Consider the following 20,289-nt stretch of genomic DNA (forward strand, 5'->3'; position numbering starts at 1 on the left):
TCTCTTTTTAGGGGTGCATCAAGCGGCGAAAGCGCCGACCCGCAAACGGTCGTAAGCCTGCATTTCTTCAGCATCGAGCGGGATAATGTAAGGCTCGACGGCTTTCTTGAAACTGGTCATCTGGCCGTCCTCGCCCTTCTTCAAATGGCAATGACAGAACCACTCGCTGTCGTTGCGCTGTGGGTGATCGACGCGATAGTGGTACAGGCCCCAACGGCTTTCAGCGCGGAACAATGAAGCGCGGGCGGCCATTTCGGCACAGTCGCGAATCACGCTGGTTTCCATGGCGCGCATCAGTTCGTGGGCGTTGTTGGCCTTCATCTGCTCGAGATCGCGTTCGATGTCGCTGAAGCGTTGCAGGCCGATCTGCATCTTCTTGGTGACTTTCGGCGGTTGCAGGTAATCGTTGACGAAGCGCCGCAGCTTGTACTCGACCTGCGCCGGCGGCAGGCCGTGTTCGCGATCCAGCGGTGCGTAGACCCGGGCTTTTTCCTTTTCGATCTGCTCGGCATCCAGCGCGGAAAACTCGCGGCCGGCGACAAAATCCGCCGCGTTGTGCCCGGCGAACCAGCCGTAGGTGAAGGCACCGAGCATGTAATTGTGTGGCACAGCGGCCATGTCGCCCGCCGAATACAAGCCTTTCACCGAAGTCTCGGCACGTTCGTTGACCCACACACCGGACGCCGAGTGGCCGCTGCAAAAACCGATTTCGGAAATGTGCATTTCGACCATTTGCGTGCGGTAATCGGTGCCGCGATTGGCGTGGAACTGGCCACGACTCGGGCGCTCGTTGCTGTGCAGGATTTCCTCGATGTTCTGGATGGTTTCCTCGGCCAAGTGATCGAGCTTGAGAAACACCGGGCCGTTGCCGCTCTCCAGTTCCTGGTGGAACTCCCACATCATCTGCCCGCTCCAGTAATCGCACTCGATGAAGCGTTCGCCCTTGTTGTTGGCGGTGTAGCCGCCCAGCGGTCCGGTGACGTAGGCGCAGGCCGGGCCGTTGTAATCCTTGATCAGCGGGTTGATCTGGAAGCATTCGAGGTTGGCCAGTTCCGCGCCGGCGTGATAGGCCATCGCGTAACCGTCGCCAGCGTTGGTCGGGTTCTCGTAGGTGCCCATCAGATAACCGGAGGACGGTAAGCCGAGACGCCCGGCAGCACCGCAGGCAAGGATCACCGCTTTGGCCTTGATCACATGAAAGTCGGCAGTGCGGCAATCGAAGCCCATCACACCGTTGACGGTGCCCTCCGCGTCGGTCAGTAACCGCGTGCAAACGAGGCGATTGGTGATGCTCACCCGGGCGCGTTTCAACTGCCGATAAAGGACCTTTTTGATGTCGTGCCCTTCCGGCATCGGCAGCACGTAGGCGCCCATGTGGTGGACTTTTTTCACCGCGTAATCGCCGGTTTCGTCCTTTTCGAACTTCACGCCCCAGCGATCAAGCTGTTCGATGGTTTCGAAGCTGTGCGTCGCGTAGGCGTAAACGGCGGCCTGATTGACGATGCCGTCGTTGGCGATGGTGATTTCCTTGGTGTACTGCTCAGGCGTCGAGTGACCGGGAATGATCGCGTTGTTCAGGCCGTCCATGCCCATGCTGATCGCGCCGCTGCGTTTGACATTGGCCTTGTCGACCAGCAACACGCGCAGATCGCGGTTCTTTTCCTTGGCCTTGATCGCGGCCATCGGGCCGGCAGTGCCGCCGCCAATGACGACGATGTCGTATTCCTGTTCGAGAACGTTGCGGGTCATGCCTGCTCCCCTTTTTGCCGGTCGATCCGCAGGCGGTACTGGAACGCATCGCCACGGTAATAAAGGTGTTCGAAGTCCAGCGGCTGGCCTTGCGCGTCGTGGGTCAGACGCTCGATGCGCATGATCGGCGAGCCGGCCTCGACGTTCAGCGCCTGGGTCAGGTCGCTGTCAGCGAGCACCGCGTCGATGGCCAGATCGGCATGGCCGAGGGCGATGCCGCAGTCGTTTTCGAGGATCAGGAAGATGTCGCGGGTAACCAGATCGGCCTTCTCCAGTCGCTCGCCGACGGCTTTGGGCAGGTAGGTGATTTCCAGCGAGATCGGTTCACGATTGATCAGGCGCACGCGTTTGATCTGCGTAACGATCTCGCCCCCGGCGATTTGCAAACGCTCGGCGACGCGCTTGTCAGCCGGGATGAATTTGAAGCTGCGCAGGCGGTTGATCACCTCGTAGCCGCGTCCGGTCATGGACTCGGCGAGGCCTTGCAGGCTGCTGACGTTTTGAAAGGTTTTCGGTTTGGCGACGAAGGTGCCTTTGCCGTGGATCTTGAAGATCAGCCCTTCCTTTTGCAGATCGCCGAGCGCCTGGCGCACAGTGATGCGGCTGACTTTGAACAGCGCACCGAGCTCGCTTTCGGAGGGCATCTGGCTGTCTTGCGGGTATTCGCCGTCGAGAATGCGCGCACGGAGGACGTCGCGCAGTTGGGTGTGCAGCGGGACACTTGATAAGGAGAGCGGGCTAAGAGAGAGAACGTTATCGGTCATCACGGGATCACTTGTTATAACGAGTTATGACGTGATCTTAGAGTTGTTATGACAAGGTTGAGAAATATTGTTTGGGCATAACCTTAGACGCGACGACGCACTGCCCAATGTGGGAGCGAGCCTGCTCGCGAAAGCGGTGGTTCTTTCAGCAATGATGGTGACTGACACGCCGCCTTCGCGAGCAGGCTCGCTCCCACAGGGGATTTGTGTGGTCGGTAAGGTCAGTGGCGCTTGAGGATCTGGTCCATGACCCAGTCGGTTTTCAGGGCCTGTTCGGCGATTGCGGGATGTTGTGAATCGCCACGAATATGCGCATTCATGCCCAGCACGTGATGCCATTGAATGTGTTCGTGATGGGGAATCTCCAGGCTGATGTGTTCATCGGCATGCAATTGCACGGGATGCTCATCAAACACCGAAAAACCGATTCGCCCGACGCTGCCGATGATCTCGACCCGATCCTCGCGCCGATCCGCGACAAAACTCCAGCAGCCCATGCCTAGCGCACCTGAAGCGAACCGCCAACTGGCGCTGACGGCATCTTCGGCGGCATACAAACAGGCCTGACGTGCGGTGAATCCGGCCACTTCAACGATGTCGCCGAGCAGGTACTGGAACAGGTCAAAGCCATGACTGGCCAGATCAGCGAAATAACCGCCACCGGCCACCGCCGGATCGGTACGCCAGTTATCGCGCCCATCGAGATCCGCCGGCGACGGCGCCTTGGTCAGCGTCCAGCTCAGGTGCCGAACCTCACCAATGCGCCCCTCCTCCAACCATTGCCGCACCTGCGCAAAACGCGGCAACGATCGGCGGTAGTAGGAAACGAACAGGTGCAAACCAGCCTCGGCAAACACCTGCTGCATCTCGCGGCTTTGCCCGGCATTCAGCGCCATGGGTTTTTCCACGCAGCAATGTTTGCCGGCAGCAGCAACTTTGAGGCTGTAGGCGTGGTGGCTGTCGGGTGGCGTGGCGATGTACACCGCGTCGACCTCGGGATCGTTGATCAGCGCATCGATGTCGGTGTAAACCCGCTCGATGCCGTGGCGCGCGGCGTAGTCGGTCACGGCTTCCAGGCGTCGGCCCATCATCGCCACCAACGCCGAACCGGGCGCCTTGTAGAAGGCCGGCCCGCTCTTGCGTTCAGCGACGCTGCCACACCCAATCATGCCCCAGCGCACCACGTTCATTTCTCTTCCTTTAGCCGATGCGCAAGGCGCGCAGATCGAGGTGACCATCCTTCAGCGGCGGGCACCAGTAGTAGCCGCCAGTGATCGGCCGGCTGATGCGATAGAGGCCATCGGTGATGCCGTCTTCCAGGCCGCTCATACGGCGCAGTTGCGCTTCGAAAGCATCCAGCGAGAAGCCGAACGCGAGGAACATCAAACCAGCGCGATCACCTTCGATCCACGGCATCGAGCGGCGCACGACGAACGCTTCAGGGGCAAAGCTTTCCTGCGCGGTGCGTTTGACGTGGGCGGAGACCGGCGCGTCGTCGATCTCTTCGTTGTCGCTGAGGCGACGGCCCATGATGTTGTCTTTGTCGTCGGCGGACAGTTTGTGGAAACCCTTGAGGTCGTGCTGCCACTGCTGGATCGCGGCGAAGCTGCCGCCGACCATGCCGTCAGTGCCTGAGCTTTGCAGGGCGGCGGCGATGGCGGCTTCGTCGTGCGGGTTTTCGGTGCCGTCTTCGTAGCCGGTCAGGTCGTGGCCGTCCTTGTGGCGGAAGGCTTCCTGCATTTCTACCAGGCGCAGGGCCGGGGCCAATGCGGCTTCGAGGGCGTTGCAACGGTTGAGCAGTTCACCACGGTCGACGCCGTGCAGCCACACCCACAGCGCGTGTTGGGTCGACGGGTTTTCTACGCCAACGCCGGTCATGGCCGGGAAGCTGCGCAGGCCGTCAATCTGCACGTTGAGGGCCTTGACCAGGGATTCGCCGAAACCGACCACCGCCGACTTGCCGTCCACCTGGTTCAGCAGATTGTCGATCGCCTGCGGCAGGGCTTCAACCGACTCAAGGGCGAAAAACAGGTGACGTGCTTGCGCAGGAACTGGGGTGGCGAGAATGCCCGGCTGGTAGTAACTCATGTGAACTCCTTGAAAAAGTGCGCGGAGTTTACCTGTAGCCAGACAGTTTGTGGGGTTGAAGCAAGATCAAAAGATCGCAGCCTTCGGCAGCTCCTACAGGGATCAGGGTAGGAGCTGCCGAAGGCTGCGATCTTTTGATCTTTTAAATAGCTGTAACGCTTTCCTGGCGCCACGCACTCGGGCTCAACCCTGTCCAGCGCTTGAACGCCCGACGAAAACTGCGCACATCGCTGTACCCGACTTCCTCGGTAATCCGCTCGATCGGCATATCCGGATTAGCCAGCAGACTCAGGGTCCGCGCCTGCCGCACCTGCTCCAGCAACGCCTCAAACGTCAGCGCATGCTCAGTCAAACGCCGGCGCAACGTACGGCTGCTCATGTTCAAATCACCGGCAATCTTTTCGATGTGACTGCCGCTACTCAGATCCCGGGCAATCGCCCGCTCCACAGCCTGAATCAGATCAAGTTTCTGATGCACCTGCGCCGCTTCCAGCTCCAGCAATGCAACGGCCTGACGCAACGCCAGCGAATGATGATTGGGCAGATTCACATCCAGCCACTGCGCATCGATCAGCATGCGATTGTGCAGGCAGCCGAAGCGCACCTCCGGCCCGAGCAGGCGGTGGTATTCGCTCAGGTAATCCGGCGCGGCATGCACGAATTCCACGGCAATCGCCTTGAACTCCGCTCCGACCAGCGCGCGGCCATACACCAGCAAACTGGCGAAAAACTCCTCGACCGCGAACACCTGCACATCGGCGAACGGCAAGCGACATTCGGCATCGAGATGCACGCACCCGCCGACCACATCGACACTGGACACCACAATCCCGCCCGAGGTGTGTTGATGACGAATGCCCAGCGCAAAGGCATCACGCAAGGTCTTGCACAGCGACAACACATGCCCGAGCAAACCCAAAGTACCAAGCACGTTTTGCGCGCCGACCCACAGCCCCAGACCTTGATTGGGCAACACTTTGAGCGCGCGCTGAATCATCGCCACCGCCTGACGATAGGAAATCCGCTGCGCCGGATCCTGAAGATCCTCAAGGGTAAAACCCAGCCCACGGCACAGACTTTCAGGCTCGACGCCCTTGTTATGCGCGACTTCGGCGAGGGTTTGCAAAAGAAATGGCGAGACCAGCGCCAGTTCGAAGGTCGGGTCTTGGACTTTTACGTTCATGGGGGCTGACATTCCGGATCACGCTTGATTGTTATTTTTGTAACCGGTTATGTCGAAAGAAGTTAGCACAAGGTTTACGGACTGTCCGCAGATGCCCCCCTCGGTGTCCGCCAATACCCTGCCCCAACGTACGCCAAACGCTTATTTCTAGCGTACCGGCGCTCCGAGCGACCGGTACCAGGTCCCAATCACAATAATAATGAGGACAGTCATGAGCCAGAACCGTGCAACATCCTTCTTGCCGCTCGCCCTTTTCATCGCGGGTTGCACCCTGACGTTGCCCGCCCTCGCCACCGAAGCCGGCGTCGACAACATCGGCACAGGCACCGACGGTTTCTTCATGTTGCCGCTGGAAGTCGACAGCCTTCCGGAGAACATGGTCGCGTTCAACCTCTACTACAACCACTACAAGGCGCGAAAGCTCAACATCAGCTCGTTCGGCGGCAAGGTGCCGAATGTCGAAATCGAATCCACGGCCGTGATTCCGCGTCTCGATTATTTAAGCCCGGTGCGTGTGTTCGGCGGGCGTCTGGCCGGTTACATCGCCCAGCCGTGGTTGAAGCAGGAAGTCTCGGTGTTTGGCTTGAGCGACACCCGCGAAGGCATGGGCGATACAACGTTCGCACCGATCATTCTGTGGGACATGGGCAAAAAACTGACCCTCGGCGCCGCCGTAGAGGTCACTGTGCCCACCGGCGAATACAGCGTCGATCGGCTGGCCAACACCAGCAACAATTTCTACACCTACAAACCGCTGTTCTCGTTCACCTGGCTGCCGACTGAACGCACCGAAGTCTCGATGAAGACCACCTACAGCTTCAACGAGAAGAACAAAGACACCGACTACAAGTCCGGGCAGATCTTCCATTTCGATTATTCGGCCAGCTACAAGATCACCGACGACCTGATGCTCGGCGTCAACGGCTACTACCTCAAGCAAACCACCGACGACAAACAGTTCGGCCACACCGTGCAGTTTACCGGGCAGGACGTCGATGACGGCGTGCGTGGCAAGGTTTTCGCGATTGGCCCGGCGCTGCACTTCACCTTTCTCAAGTACGCCAGTGCAGAGATTCGCTGGGCCAAGGAATTTGATGTGGAGAACCGGCCCGAAGGTGAAATGCTTTGGGCGAAGGTGAGCATTCCGTACGCGTTCTGAGTGCATTTGTAGGAAAGCGCACCTGGATTTGTAGCCTGAAAACCTGAAAAACGCATGGGTGGAATACGCCTACAGCGGCGGTCGAGATTACCGGACAACGGGGGGAAACGTCTGGCAGATTTAAAGGGGGCACTTGCAGATACTGGGCTACGTTATCCCATGGTTGCTCAAGGGCTCATGGGGTGCATCGTCTGCCAGTGACGACAATGGCCTATTCCCCCCTTAGACTGCTTGAAATTGATCACGGAGGTCATATGAGCATATTGCTTTCCCCGTTTTATTCTGAGTTCGAATCCGAAGAAGAGGCAGAGAGCTACGATCGCTGGTTTCGTGCCAAGGTGCAGGCTGCACTGGATGATCCTCGCCCGGCCATTCCCCATGAGGAAGCCATGGTGCGGCTCGACCAATTATTAGAAGAGAAACGCAAGAATCGACGCACTGCCGCTTGAATGGAGCGATCAGGCTCTGGACGATCTGGCTGACATTATCGATTACATTGAACAACACAATTCCAACGCTTCAGCGGCTTTGCAGCGCAAGGTGGGTGCAGCAACGCAAAGGCTTTCATCAATTCCCTTTGGTTACAGATCCGGTCGAGTACCAGGCACTCGGGAAATGGTGGTCAATCCAAACTATCTACTGGTCTATCGAGTCAACGGGCGCATCAAAATCCTGACGTTAGTCCACACCCGACAACAATACCCACGAACGTCATCAACATAAAAAAAGGGCGACCAACCGGCCGCCCAAACGTACTGCACGAGAGTCTTTTACAGCGTCAGTTGCCCACGCTCCTCCTCGGTCAACTGCTGCTTCGCCTGTTCATCCAGCGCCCCGGCGCCCAACACCTGCACCGGGCTGTTCGGGTTGTAACCCGGGGCCGGCGCACGGCTGGCACCATCGCGGGACGGCGCGAGTTGTTCATTGCCGAAGCTCAACACCTGCACGGTAAACACCGAAGCCTGATTCTGTCGCGACGCCGCTTGCTGCTGGCGCGCCACGTCTTCCGCCGCTTGCGTGGCCGAGGATGCAGCGGAACTGGCCGACGTGATCGCACCAGTGTTCACTGCCGAGACCACCGGTACGCCGGTCGCCTTGCCCTGCACCGAAATGTTCGCGGCGTTGACCACCGTCAGCGCGGCGATGTTGACGTTGCCCGACACGCGAATCCCCGCCTCGCCGGCATCGATGGTGCCCAGCGGCGCGATCAGGTCGATGTCGCCCGGCGCCACTTCGGCGATCGGGTTGAGCGTGGCGATACCGGCACCGGTGCTCGGCACCGACGGCGACAGGGTCACATTGCCCCAAGTGTCGTAAACCCGTTTCGGCGGGGTGTAGACCACGGTGGTTTTCGAGCCGCGACCGGCGTTGATATCGCCCTCGGCCGACCAGCCGAGAATCGAGCCGCCGAACGTGGTCATGATCCGGCTCTGGCCGAGCAAAATGCTGCCCTGTGAATAGAGCTGAATGTTGCCCGAACCCTGGGTGATGATCCCCGCCGTCGACGGTGGCGCCGCGCCTTCGATGCCGAATACCTGACCGCCGCCCGGTGTGAGCATCTGGATATCGCCGCCGAACAGAGTCTTGACCCCGGCGCCGCCGTACAGCGTGATGTCGCCGTCGTAGCGGATCGGATTGCCGGCCACATCAGTGGTCGGGAACAACGCAGCGATAGCGCTGCGACCGCGCAGGTAACTGCCTTTGCGCGGGCCATCGACATCGTTGTATTCCAGACCACCGGCACGCAATTCAGCGAAGTACACCTGCCGCGCGAAGATCGCCTGCTCGGAACCTGGCAGCGCCGCGAAGAAGGCTTGCGCCTGCTCGGCATTGCCGCTGAAGCCATAGCCGAGGGTCAGCCAGCTCTGCAGTTCGTCGAGGTAGGTTTTGACTACTTTGCCCGGTTGCACGCTCAAGGCCTTATCCGGATCGGCGAGGTTCTGGCGATTCAGATAACGCGCGATGAAATCCGCATAACCTGGCCCCTGCGCGCCCACTCCCGCCTGCATCACGACACTCGCACCAGGGCGGTTGTCACCCGCGACCACCGGCCCGATGCTGGTAATACTGGCGCGGTCCTCCATCAGGATATTGCGCCCGGCATTGATGTCGAGAACGCCGGGACCGGCGATATCGAAGCTGCTGTAGAGGATGTCGCGGCCTGCGGATACCCGCGAAATATCTCGCGGATCGTTATGCACGAACAGGTTGCCGGTCGACGCAATGCTTTCGGTACTCGGGGAGCCCATTTCGGCGTTGGGCACGATCGTTGGCTGGCCCAGGAAGGTACCGGACGCAACGATGTCGCGGCCGGCCAGCATCCACACCGGAGCCGCCGCTTCGTACCAGGTGCGTCTGGACAGGTTGAACGTCAGCGTTTCACCGCTGCGCACGCCCACCAGATCACCGGTCAGGGCATAGAAGCGTGCCGGTGCCTGCACATCACTCAGCCCTGAGTAACTGTTGGCACCGAAGGCGAACAGCGGATATCGCAGGTTTTTATCCGGGGCGACACCATCGCTGCCACGGTTGGTCATGACCGGTCTCACCGAGGAGCTGCTGTCGTAGCCATTGAACGCCGGGGCGAAAGGTGTAGCGATGGCCAGCGGGCTGGCGCCCGACTGGTTGATCGCATAACCGCCGGCATAGATCGAATCCTGCGCCAGCAATTCCAGTTGCCCTGCATTCGACGGCGCCAGCAGCAATGAATAACTCGTTGCCGGCACTACGCCGCTGCCTTGGCTGTACACCGCTGACGGCCCGGCATAAATCGAGCCTTGCGCAGCCACTGCCCGCAAGATCGACGGATAGACAAAGCGCCCGTCGGTCGGCGAGGTATTACGCGCGGTAACGGGACCTTGCCCGGTGGTTTCGCCCAGTTGGGTGCTCGGCGTCAGATTGCCGCCCGCTGAAAACAGGTCGACCGCGGTGTGATCGGTCCACAACGAGAAACCGCTCAAGCCGCCCCCGTCGTGTACGACACCGTCCTCGGTGGTGAACGACGTCGAGTTCTGCAAGCGCACCCGGCCCGGATCCGCGGCCCCACCCAGCACCAGATCGCCACGGGTGTTCAGGCTCATGGCCGAATCGCCCGGGATCAACACCAGGCCGCCGGAAGCGCTGCCCAGCGTGGCCGTAAACGGATCATACGGGCGGATTTCACGCACGTCCTGAACGGGAGCGGCAGCGCCATATTGAAGATTGATACCACCCAGCGCCCCCCCCGTCAGTTGTGCGGCACCGCGCAGGTTGATCAACGCACCTTGCAGATCATGTTGCGCAATACCGATGCCATTTTGTCCCGCCCGGGCCTGCAGCGATGGGTTGACGGAGCCACCTACGCGGATGTCCATGTCGCCGCCGCCGGTCAATTGCAGAGTACCGTCGTTGCCGACACGTCCGGTGCTGCCGACTGCCACGATCAAGCCCTGCCCGCGAGGATAAAGGTTGCTGTTGCCGCTGCCGCCCATGGCCTTGAGCATGCCGGCGTCAGCACCGGCGCGCAGGCTGATGTTGCCGCCACCCAACGTCCCGAAGCCGGTGAACCCCACCAGGAAGGGGCCAGTGTCGACGCTTTGATCCGGCAACGGCTGAGTCGCATAGCTGCCGAAGTTGATCCACCACGCCGTCGGCACATCGCTGTTGCCGGTGCCCTGACGCCAGAGCCAATTGCCCACGGCCACACTCGGCACCTGTTCCGGGGTATCCATGTTTTGCGAGTACCCGCGACGACCCAGCACATCGCCGGAAATCGAACCGCCGGCATTGATCGTCAGGTTGCCACCCATTTGCGGGTACCAGGCCTGGTACAGGCTGTCGTTGCCGCTGACCCACTTCTCGTAATCGCTGCCGCCACTGCCCAGCACCGAGCCGTTATCCGACAGGCGTCCGCGCGGCTGGTTGTACAGCGGATCGACGTCCTGCGACTGCGTGCCGGCGGTGTAGACGCCGAACGGTGAGTCCATGCTCAGATCGCCCGCAGCGAGCACGTCCAGATCGCCGGTGCCGGTGCGCAACACACTGAACATTTGCGTGCGGGTTTTGACGGTGATGCCCGGTTTGTTTTCCACGCACAGTTCCGGGAACGCACTGCACCAGGCCGCCACGTCATCGTCGCTCATCGGTGAGCCGGCAGGCATGCCCAGCCAGTTGTCCGGCGCCCACGCCCAACGCGGCGCCGGCACGCAAGAGTTCGGCGCCCAGTCACACCAGTCTTTCAGGTCGTCAGGCACTGGCTCACCGGGGGTAAAACCACCCAGGTTGCCGTCGCCCCAGACCAGCGTCGGCGGTTTTTCCGTCACCTTCAAGCCGTAGTGGGTGTCGGCCAGACGCAAGTGTCCGTCGCTGGAAAGCGGCTTGATCGCGCGGCTGTCCGCCGCACTCAGATCCGCACCCGCCACCACGCGCATCGACCACGACGCACTGCCGGCCGGCAACATGCTTGCGACTGCCCAGTTGCGCCCCTGTTGCGTGCCGTTCAACGGGCGCAACTCAATGAATGCGGTGCCGTCGGCCAACACGACATCCGTCATCGACGGGATCAGCGAGCCACGCAACAGGGCGAGCGAACCGCTCAGGCGCATGCCCTTGATCGCATTGGTGCCCGCCTCGACGTTGCCTGGCAACGGCACGCCTTTGGGCCAGCGCACGGCGCTGATCGCCGTTACCTTGTTCAAGCGGATGCCAGCGCCAAGGCGACTGCCCGCCGGCAAGGTCACGCTGTCGGCAAGCAGCGTACCGGCGGCGTACAGCAACTGGCCCGTCGCATCGCGTACCGCAGCGGCCAGCACTGTGCCCGCGCCCAAGGTATACGGTCCGGCCAGGGTCGCCTCGGTGGGCAACAAGGTCCCGGCGGGCAGCGTCGCGGCTTGCAGCGGCACGTCGTAGTTCAAGGTGACTCCGGCCGGGAACAGCGTGCCTTCGGCCAGGGTCACGCCCGCCGTCGGTACGATCAGGTCGCCACCAAACGGTTGAATGCCCGGCAAGAGTTTCCAGCCGGCATCGTCGACGGTTTCCGGCGGCGGCGCGAAACCGTCGTTGAGGCTGCCATGAATATCGAGGTTGCCGCCGGCACGCATCACCAGACTGCCCGCCTCGCCCGAGCCGTACACGGCGGTTTTCTGCGTATGCGGATTGAGGCTGGCATAGCGGTAGCCGGACAAGTCCACATCGCCCTGCACCACCAGATCGCCGTCGGCGGTTTTACTGGCGATTTCCACGCCCGGCCGCAAATGAAACGCATCGGCATAAGTGGCATTGTTCAGCCCCGCCAGTTTGTTCTGCAGCAGGTTGCGGTTGGCCAGCGCCGCGTCGATGAACGCACTGCTGTCAGCATGGATGCGGTCGAAGTAAGCCTGATCGATCACCTGATATGGCCGTCCGCTGGCCGCCGGGTCGACGCCATCGGTGGCGTCGGTATAACGCCGCGTGGCGTTAAGGCCAATCGACCGCGCGCCCTGAATGCTTAGCGCACCGCTGGCATCAATGCCGATGTCATCGGCACCGAGGCGCGGCGCGTTCAACTCCAGCGTACCGCGCAACAGCCCGTCGGACTGCCCGGGCAACGTGCCGCTCACGGCGTCGGTGCCATGGCGCAGATCGATCCGCGCTCCGGCGCCAAGGGTCAACAGACCCGCAGCGGAATTGAGCTCAACCGTCGCCCGGTTGGGCGCGTCGATGATCTTGCCGTAGCTGTCGACCCGCAGCACGTGACCATGAGCGTCGAGCACGGCGTTGCCGGCCAAGGTCAGGCCGTGTTGCGCCGACAGGCGAATGTTGCCGACCCGCTCGCCGCTGGCATCGATCAAACCCGCGACGGTCAGGCTGCCGTTGTCCACCGAGACGTTCACTTCGCCAGCCTTGAGTCCGTCGCCAATCAGCAGATCACCTTGCTTGAGTTGCAAACTGCGACTGCCAAAGACCTGACCGGCATTCAAGCGCTGGTTGAGGGCGGCAAACTGCTGACTGGCATCACCGTTCAGGTGCTGGGCGCGGATGTCCACGCCTGCGGATTTGTACGGCACCCACGTGCCGCCGGCATCGTAATGGCCGCTGCTGGTCCCGAGGATCTGGCCTTGCAGATCAACCATGCCCGCATCGCTGGCCAGCGCGACAGCACTGAGGGTGCCGGCCTGATTGTTCTGTGCCGAGAGGTCGATGCGCGAACCGGCGGCCTGACGAATATTGCCGTGGCTGCTGTACAGCGCCACATCGCCGCCCCAGCTGTACTTGCTGACATCATTGAACGGCAAGGTGCGCCCGGCCATGTCTACAGACGCGCCATTGGCGAGGGTCAGATCGCCTTCGGATTTCACCAGCAGTTTGCCGCTCGCCAGGGTGATACGGCTGTCCAGCACGACGCTGCGGGCATCGAGCGTCAGTTCCGCGCCCAAGGCATTGGCGGCCGCTGGCGTGCCGGCGCCGCTGAGCGTCAGGTTGTTGCCGGCCTTGAGCAGGTTGACCGACGCGGCCTCGCCCGTCAGCAGTGGCGTGCGCAGGTTGAGATTGCCGCCGCTGTAGGCGTAGCCCTTGACTGGATCGTAAGCGCCCTGTTCCTGATACACCGCCAGGCTGCCCTTGTGATTGGCGGTGATGCGCTCACTGGCGCTGAGGTTGACGTTGGCAAAACCCAGTGCCAGCCGATTGTTCTGCTCCAGACCGCTGGCCTGCGGATTGGGGCCGTAACCGAATTCGATACGCTGCGCCTGAATATCGAGGGTGCCGCGGCCCGTGCCGGCGCCGCCCGTGATGACGGCGCCGGGATCCTGGCTGGCGCCGTTCCAGATCAGATTGGCGGTGCGAATGGACGCCACGTCAGCGCTTTCACCTAAGCCGTAAATGCCTGGCGTGGTGATTATCAGGTTGTGCAATTGACTCACGCCCGTCTGCGCGTCCAGCGTATCGAGGCTGACGTTGCCGTAGAAGTTGAACGCATCGCGGCTGGTCAGGCTCAAGGTTTCCAGCGCGGGCGCAGCAAATTGCGTATCGCCGCGCAACAGGCGATCGAGCACGCTCTGGTTCAGGGTCAGACCGGTCGGCACGCGGTTGCCGGCAGCGCTCAAGGCTTCGGCGCTGCCAGCGTTGACAGCGCCGACAGCCAGGGCCAGATGGCGGGTGCCGAAGCGTACCGACTCATCGAGTTCAAACTGCTTGTCGGTGGCGGCGGTAATGCTGCCGTTGGAATAGAGCAGCGTCGGGTTGTTGCAGACGGTCGTCGGGCACTTGCCAATACGAATGTCGCCCGCACCGGAAGTACCTTCCGCTACTGCTGGCGCCAGGACGTTGGTCCAACCGTTCGACACCATCAGCAGCGCGGCAGCCCCCGGCTGGTAGATGAAACCACTGCTGGAGTCGTAAGGCGCGTTGCCACGGCCCAGGGTGTTGATCCCCGAGCCGGCTTCGAGCGTAATGCCGCCATCGCTGCGGGCAGTGCGCAGCAGCACTTCGGGCGCCGACAACATCGCCCCTTCGCGCAGGGTGATCGACGTCGTGTAGCCAGTGAACGAGATGATATTACCCGCGCCGCTGTAATCGATCAGCGGTTGCGCGCCGAGGGTCAGGCGCCCGGCATTCAGACCGTTGAGACTGTCGGCATACAGCGACACGCCAGTGAAACCGTCGGTACGCGAATGCCCGGCGCCGAGAACTTCAAAGTCCATCGCCCCGCGTACCGTGGCCGTTCCGAGCACCCCGCCGGCGGCCGGTGCAAACACCGCGCGGCCGTTGAAATCCAGGGCAATGTCCTGCTCGGCGCCTGGCATCAAATACAGATTCAGCGATTTGCCATCCATCGGCGCCAATGCCCGGGGCACGCCACGCCGTGTCGCGTCACTCTGGATGAATTGGCTGAAACCGGTCTCGTTGTACTGCGAATAACGGCGCAGGACATCCGCAGACGTCAGAATGACCTGACTGGCCAGACTGTTACGCAACCCGGTGTTGGCAATCGACATCTGCCCCGAACCGGTCCACGAACCATTGCGCATCTGCAACGCGCCGTTGCTGACGCCCGGCGTGGCCTGACCATTGACTTCGACCCGGAACGCCCCGGGCAGCAAGGCAAAGGTCGAGGGCAGTAACGTGTAGGTGCCCGCCGCCAGACCCGGCACGCCGGCACCTAGGGTTATTTGCTGACCGATGCGCGGATCGACCGCCCCGGCCTCGGCGAGCATCGGCGCGTAGGCACTCTGATTGCCCGGCACGATGGCGTACACCGGATTGCTGGCAAGGCCCGGCAGGCTGAAGGTGCCGTCATTGGCATTGCGCACCAGCGGGTTGTAGCGGGCATCGGTGGAACCGCCGCGCCCGGAGACAAACCCGGCGCCGCGCAGATCACCGCCACCGGACAGGTCGATCAGCGCGCCGCTCTGCACGTCGACATAGCGCGAGGTCAACGTCACGCCGGCCGTGTCGGCGCTGATGCCCTTGAGCTGAACGGATTTGCCAGCGTAGCGATAGTCGATGCCATCGGTGGTTCCACCATAAGGCATGACCAACCCGGCGGCCCTGACCGAAGTCACGCTGCCCGGCAGCAGGTGCAGCTCGCGGGTATTGACCACCGTCTCGCCGCCAAGGCTGATCATGCCCAGCGGTGCGCGAATCACCCCGCCTTGTTCAATGCGCCCGGCCGCCAGTGTCAGGTTGCCGAACACCGAATACGGCAACGCCGCCGGTGCGGCCCCACTGCTGCTGATGCGCAAGGTGCGAGCCGGATCGGCACCGGGGATCACGCTTTGGTAGCCCACCCGCACCTCGGCGGTGACATCGCTGCCAGGATAGATCTGCGCGGCGCGCAGGTTGAGGTCGCCCGGTGTCCACAGTTCGGTTTTCTCGACATAACCGGTCGGCGCCAGAAAGCGCAGGTCACCACGGCTTTGCAGGGTGACCTGATCAAAGCCACGACGCGTCACCTGCACGTCCGGGCCCGTGAGCTGGACAATATTGCCCGCGGTACCGAACGACAGGCTGTTGCTCAGATCCAGTTGATCGGCACTGGCATTGAATTGCCCCGTCGACACACGCGTAGTCGGCGTGTTCATTACCCGAGGCCGAAGGTTGCCCGGCGCCTCGAAATACTTGCCCGTACCCGACAGGCGCAGGTAGGGCGCGGACAGGTCGATACGCGCATTGTCTTGCGCGCCTTCGGCCAGCGATATCGCGCCGGCATACAGGCTCAGGCTTTGCTGCATGTGCAGATTGACGTCGCCGTCGAACGACAGCAGGCCGTTGCTCAGCACACTCAGATTATCGAACCCGCCAGCCATCAACCGGTTGGCACTCAGGCGGGCACGCCCGTATTGCAACGCGGGCGCCGCTTCCCCCGGTTGCACATCGGCCGGCAACAGGGCGTCAGCGGTTTTCTGACTGATGATGATTTCGCGCGGCACGCGCACCTCATTGCTGGCGTCACTGCGCAGATAACTCGGCGTCTCCAGGGCGATCTCCAGGCGCCCACCCGCCGCGCCGACGCCACCGGCCGCCGCACGCAGGTCGCCGTCAATGAACAGGCCGTTGTAGGAACTCAAGGAAATTCGCCCGCCGTCCGTAGCGACCGCAGTCGGCCCCTGCCCAGCGATATCCAGCAGCGCCTGCGCACCGGAAGCGTCAAGCCGCGCGCCATTGCGCACGACGACGTAGGCATCGGCCGCCGTAGCGGTGGCCTTCTTCGCATCGGTTTCACCGCCAATGATGATGCTGCCGCCCTTGCCGACCAGCCCATACACCCGGCCCAGCGCATCCACGCCCGTGGCGGCGCGCCCGGCGACATCGAGCACTGCGTGGTCGCCGATCCAGATCGAGCGGTTGTGGGCATTTTTGTCGGCCACTTGCGAGGCCTCGGCGACATTCATCGAGCCGAACTGCTGCTGGCGAATGTCGATGATGCCGCCCCAGGCGTGCAACTCACCGTCGACAGTAATCTGTCCGGCGCCGCGCACGTTGATGCTTTGCCCCGGGTCGACACTGATGCGCGAGCCCTGGCCGAGAGTCAGCGCATTACGCGCAGGATCGCTCAACGCTACCTCGCTGGAGCCGGCCTGCAAGCTCAGGCTGGTACCCGCGCGTTGCGTCAGTTGCGCCTTGCCTGGATTTTCCTGATAGAGCGTCGGCGTCCACAGTTCCAGCGCCTGTTGCGGGGCCACACCGCTGCCCTGACTGGCTGCCGCGTCAGCAAACCGGTAAACCGGCATCAGCACGTCGATCAACGTGTTGTCCGCAACGTCCAGGCGGTTCAGCCCGATCAGGTTGTAGGCCGAAAAGCCCTTGTCGAACAGATCCGCTTGCAGCTGCAAGGTATTGTCGGCGAGGCCTTTGTCGGTCTGGCCGATCAGCACGTTGCCGGCCTGAATCAACAGGCTGCCGCCGCCCGTCACACCATAGCCACGCAACTGGCCAGCGAGGCGCAGATGACTGTCACCCGGCGCTGACAACGCACTGGACTCCAGCGTCATGTCACCGCCCTTGCCCCCCTGAGTCTTGCCGTTGGCCAGGATCGCGCCGCCGGAGGACACGTCGAGCAGGCTACCCGTGCCGATTTCGATGTCGCCGCTGCTGCGGATCGAAATCACGCCACCGTCCAGATACGCAAGACTGCTGGCGTCATCCGGGTCAGTGCGCAAGTTGCTCCACAGCCCCCGGGTGTCCAGTTGCACTTTTTCCGCCACGCGAACACCCGTGGTCGTGCCCGCAGGCGCAACAATGCGGGTATCGGTGACACGGTCGGTATTGAGCTGATTGAGCACGTTGCCCGCATGCAGGCTGCCGCCCCGCGCGATCAGGTCAGCATTGACCTGCACGTGCGGCGCGTAGAGGGTGATATCGCCACCGTTGCCGACCGTCACGGCGCCGTCCACGTCGATGCGCTCTGTGGCGGCGACTTTCAGTGCGCCCAGTTGCCAGTCACTCAGTTGTGCGGCATCGAGAAACAGCTTGCCATTGCGCGCCTCGGACACTACGCCGGTCAGGCCCGCGTCGTTGTCGCCGAGCGGACGCTCAATGCCGATCTGCACCTGATCGAGCAACGGATTGAGGCCATAGAGCACGCCGCCCGCCGCCGCGACGTAGGCGGCATCGTAACCACCGACGATCAACTGCCCGCGCCGCGCGACTGCGGTCTGACGCTGCGCGTAGCCATCAAGCACGGCACGCGGCGCCTGAGTCTGGCGCTCGCCCTGATAAACCTCCCCCAGCAGTTGCCCGTCGAGCACCGCGTTAGCGGTTCCGATCACCAATTGCCCGGCATCGCGACCCACGGTGTAGCCGGCCTCCAGGCGCTTGGTCGGTGCGATCAGCGGGTTGTAGTAATAGCTCGTCTGCCCCCAGCGTTCGCTGCTGTCTTCATAACCGTTGTACAGACCGCTGTAGAGCAGATCGCCCGGTGCCTTGGACAACTCGTAGAGATGCCCGTCGGCACCGCGCAACCAACTCTGGCGAATCTCGCCACTTTGCACATCGAGCGTGCCGCCAGACAGGTTGATCAACGAGCCCTTTTCGGTCACCACGTCATTGCCGGCGAAGTTCACCGTCCCGCCCTGGGCCATCCATTCACCGATGCTGTGGCCCTGGGTGCCAAGGTAACCACCGACTTCGAGCAAACCACCTGCCGTGTACCAGCGATCCGTGGCGTACCCGTTGGTGCCGGCGGGCACGTAGACCAGTTCACGCACGTCAACCCAGACGTCGTTGCTGTTCAGCGCAGCTTTGTCGCGGTTGCCCGAAGCGTCGCGCTGTTCGTTGCCCTGCACGTTGATCTTGATGCTGTTGGATTCCATCGCGACTTTCACGCCGATGGCGCCGGAAACGTCGATCAGCGCACCGTCGCGCACCAGGCTGCGACGCTGCGCGGACACCGCGATTTGTCCGCCCGTGGCCAGGGTAATCGAACCGTTCTGGAACTCGACGCTGCCACCACTCTGGATGTCGATGCGCGACTGGTCGCTGCGAATCGAATTGGTCGGGGTAACGGCGGTCAGTGCGGCCTGATGCTGGCTGTCGAGGGCCGTGAGGTCACTGCTGTCGAGCATGATCGCCGTGGCACTGCCCTGCCCCAGCGTCACGCTGCCTTGCGTGTCCGTCGCCGGGTTGAGCAGATGAATCGTGCCGCGCGTGGCGACCGATGTGCTGGCGAGTAATACGCCGTTTTGCACGACCTCATGGCCGGTCAGGGTGATGTCGCCGGTCGCGGCCTGAATCAGTCCGTTGTTGCTGACCTTGTCGGCAACGCTGGCGGCTTTGAAGCCCGGCGTGACTTCGTTGCCGAACGTCGTGGAGAAGCCGTTGCCTTCGGTGCCCGAACCCTTGCGAATGTAAAAGCGATCCCCCGCGCCCAGCACGGTCTGGCCCTTGGCGGTGTTGATGCTGCCGTCGTTCTGCACTTCGCTGCCCAACAACAAGGCATAACCGCCGGCGTCGGTGGACTTCGCCGGTCGCGCGGTTTCGATGGACGCACCGCGTTCCACCAGCACTTTGCCCGCCGCGTCGGTGAACGTCGGCTGGCTGGCGCTGCTGTCGAAATACAGGCCGCGATCGCGGAACTGGATATCGGTGATGTTGGCGGCGGCCGCCACCAGGTTGCGCACGTTGACCTGACTGGTGCCACTGAAGACGATGCCGTTGCGGTTGATCAGCATCACCGTGCCGTCGCCCTTGATCTGCCCCTGAATCTGACTGGCCCGTGCACTCGGATCGTTGACCCGATTGAGCACCGCCCAATTCGCTTGTTGGGCGAATTCAACGCTGGTGTTACGCCCGACGTTGAAGGTTTCCCAGTTGAGAATGGCTTTGTCGGCGGTCTGCTCGATCTTCACCGTGGTCTTGCCGTCGGCCTGAGTCTGTTGCGGGCCTTTCGCGTTCTGCCAGCCCTGGGTGAGGCTGTTGTCGACCTTCAGACCACCCTCAGCCAAACCGTCCGGAACAACCTGCACCGACCCCAATGCCGCCGCGCGTCCGGCAGCTTGCGCCGCTTGCTGTGCAGCAATCGCGGCGACGGTGTTGTTCAAGGTCTGAATCGAACGCTGCAGCTGTTGATTGGCCTTCTGCTGTTGCGCCAGCGGCGGCGTCATCCCCGGCAAACCGCCGGTGCCGGGCCGTGCAGCGCTCGCCTGCTGCGCCGCGCCCTTGGCGGCAAACCATCCCGAACTGAAGGCGGTGGCCGCCTCGGCGCTGCCCGCCACCAGACACAAGGCAATCGCCTGCGCCAACGGCTTGAGCAACCACAGCGCCGGATCGACGGCGAGACGCTGTTGAGGCTGGACACGGGTACTGCGACGGGATGGGCGAGCGAGCATCACTACGAGATCCTTTTGGGTTGCCACACGAGGCCGCAGGTCGGGTCGACCCTGCTGTTATGA

Annotated in this window: 9 protein-coding genes; 3 read left to right on the forward strand and 6 right to left on the reverse strand. The window is 62.3% G+C overall.

Going from position 1 to position 20,289, the window contains the following annotated elements:
• Positions 1 to 18: 18 nt before the first annotated feature.
• From PspR84_RS16955 to PspR84_RS16975, 5 genes are all read right to left on the reverse strand, one after another.
• Positions 19 to 1,749, reverse strand: coding sequence for a fumarate reductase/succinate dehydrogenase flavoprotein subunit (locus tag PspR84_RS16955; RefSeq protein ID WP_160039643.1), 1,731 nt, complete (start codon positions 1,747 to 1,749; stop codon positions 19 to 21).
• Complete coding sequence (locus tag PspR84_RS16960; RefSeq protein ID WP_160058348.1) at positions 1,746 to 2,513, reverse strand: GntR family transcriptional regulator; 768 nt, start codon at positions 2,511 to 2,513, stop codon at positions 1,746 to 1,748. The genes PspR84_RS16955 and PspR84_RS16960 overlap by 4 nt, the downstream gene beginning before the upstream one ends.
• A gap of 221 nt (positions 2,514 to 2,734) precedes the next feature.
• On the reverse strand, positions 2,735 to 3,703 hold the full coding sequence (locus PspR84_RS16965; protein WP_160058350.1) for a Gfo/Idh/MocA family oxidoreductase: 969 nt from the start codon (positions 3,701 to 3,703) through the stop codon (positions 2,735 to 2,737).
• A gap of 10 nt (positions 3,704 to 3,713) precedes the next feature.
• Positions 3,714 to 4,601 (reverse strand): Dyp-type peroxidase, encoded by an 888-nt coding sequence (locus PspR84_RS16970; protein ID WP_160058352.1) that lies wholly within the window; start codon positions 4,599 to 4,601, stop codon positions 3,714 to 3,716.
• 142 nt (positions 4,602 to 4,743) lie between these two features.
• Positions 4,744 to 5,784, reverse strand: coding sequence for an AraC family transcriptional regulator (locus PspR84_RS16975; RefSeq protein ID WP_160058354.1), 1,041 nt, complete (start codon positions 5,782 to 5,784; stop codon positions 4,744 to 4,746).
• 211 nt (positions 5,785 to 5,995) lie between these two features.
• Between PspR84_RS16975 and PspR84_RS16980 the strand changes: the two genes are divergently transcribed.
• The 3 genes from PspR84_RS16980 (at position 5,996) to PspR84_RS16990 (ending at position 7,666) form a co-directional block, all read left to right on the forward strand.
• The gene (locus tag PspR84_RS16980) at positions 5,996 to 6,943 is read left to right on the forward strand and encodes a transporter (protein WP_160058356.1); all 948 of its coding nucleotides are present in this window, start codon (positions 5,996 to 5,998) and stop codon (positions 6,941 to 6,943) included.
• Between the two features lie 254 nt (positions 6,944 to 7,197).
• A complete protein-coding gene (locus tag PspR84_RS16985) occupies positions 7,198 to 7,392 on the forward strand; it encodes a stability determinant (RefSeq protein ID WP_160058358.1) in 195 nt (64 codons plus the stop codon).
• A 46-nt stretch (positions 7,393 to 7,438) separates the two neighbouring features.
• Positions 7,439 to 7,666 (forward strand): type II toxin-antitoxin system RelE/ParE family toxin, encoded by a 228-nt coding sequence (locus PspR84_RS16990; protein ID WP_238785326.1) that lies wholly within the window; start codon positions 7,439 to 7,441, stop codon positions 7,664 to 7,666.
• A 47-nt stretch (positions 7,667 to 7,713) separates the two neighbouring features.
• Here the strand turns inward: PspR84_RS16990 and PspR84_RS16995 are convergent, their stop codons facing one another.
• The gene (locus tag PspR84_RS16995; protein WP_160058360.1) at positions 7,714 to 20,226 is read right to left on the reverse strand and encodes a filamentous haemagglutinin family protein; all 12,513 of its coding nucleotides are present in this window, start codon (positions 20,224 to 20,226) and stop codon (positions 7,714 to 7,716) included.
• Positions 20,227 to 20,289: the final 63 nt, after the last annotated feature.

Origin of the sequence: Pseudomonas sp. R84 (assembly GCF_009834515.1) — a bacterium.
Taxonomy (GTDB): Bacteria; Pseudomonadota; Gammaproteobacteria; order Pseudomonadales; family Pseudomonadaceae; genus Aquipseudomonas.

Bases quoted from the DNA above. Each gene is read 5' to 3' on its own strand.
- PspR84_RS16955 (WP_160039643.1), bottom strand. From the start codon at position 1,749: ATGACCCGCAACGTTCTCGAACAGGAATACGACATCGTCGTCATTGGC.
- PspR84_RS16960 (WP_160058348.1), bottom strand. From the start codon at position 2,513: ATGACCGATAACGTTCTCTCTCTTAGCCCGCTCTCCTTATCAAGTGTC.
- PspR84_RS16965 (WP_160058350.1), bottom strand. From the start codon at position 3,703: ATGAACGTGGTGCGCTGGGGCATGATTGGGTGTGGCAGCGTCGCTGAA.
- PspR84_RS16970 (WP_160058352.1), bottom strand. From the start codon at position 4,601: ATGAGTTACTACCAGCCGGGCATTCTCGCCACCCCAGTTCCTGCGCAA.
- PspR84_RS16975 (WP_160058354.1), bottom strand. From the start codon at position 5,784: ATGAACGTAAAAGTCCAAGACCCGACCTTCGAACTGGCGCTGGTCTCG.
- PspR84_RS16980 (WP_160058356.1), top strand. From the start codon at position 5,996: ATGAGCCAGAACCGTGCAACATCCTTCTTGCCGCTCGCCCTTTTCATC.
- PspR84_RS16985 (WP_160058358.1), top strand. From the start codon at position 7,198: ATGAGCATATTGCTTTCCCCGTTTTATTCTGAGTTCGAATCCGAAGAA.
- PspR84_RS16995 (WP_160058360.1), bottom strand. From the start codon at position 20,226: ATGCTCGCTCGCCCATCCCGTCGCAGTACCCGTGTCCAGCCTCAACAG.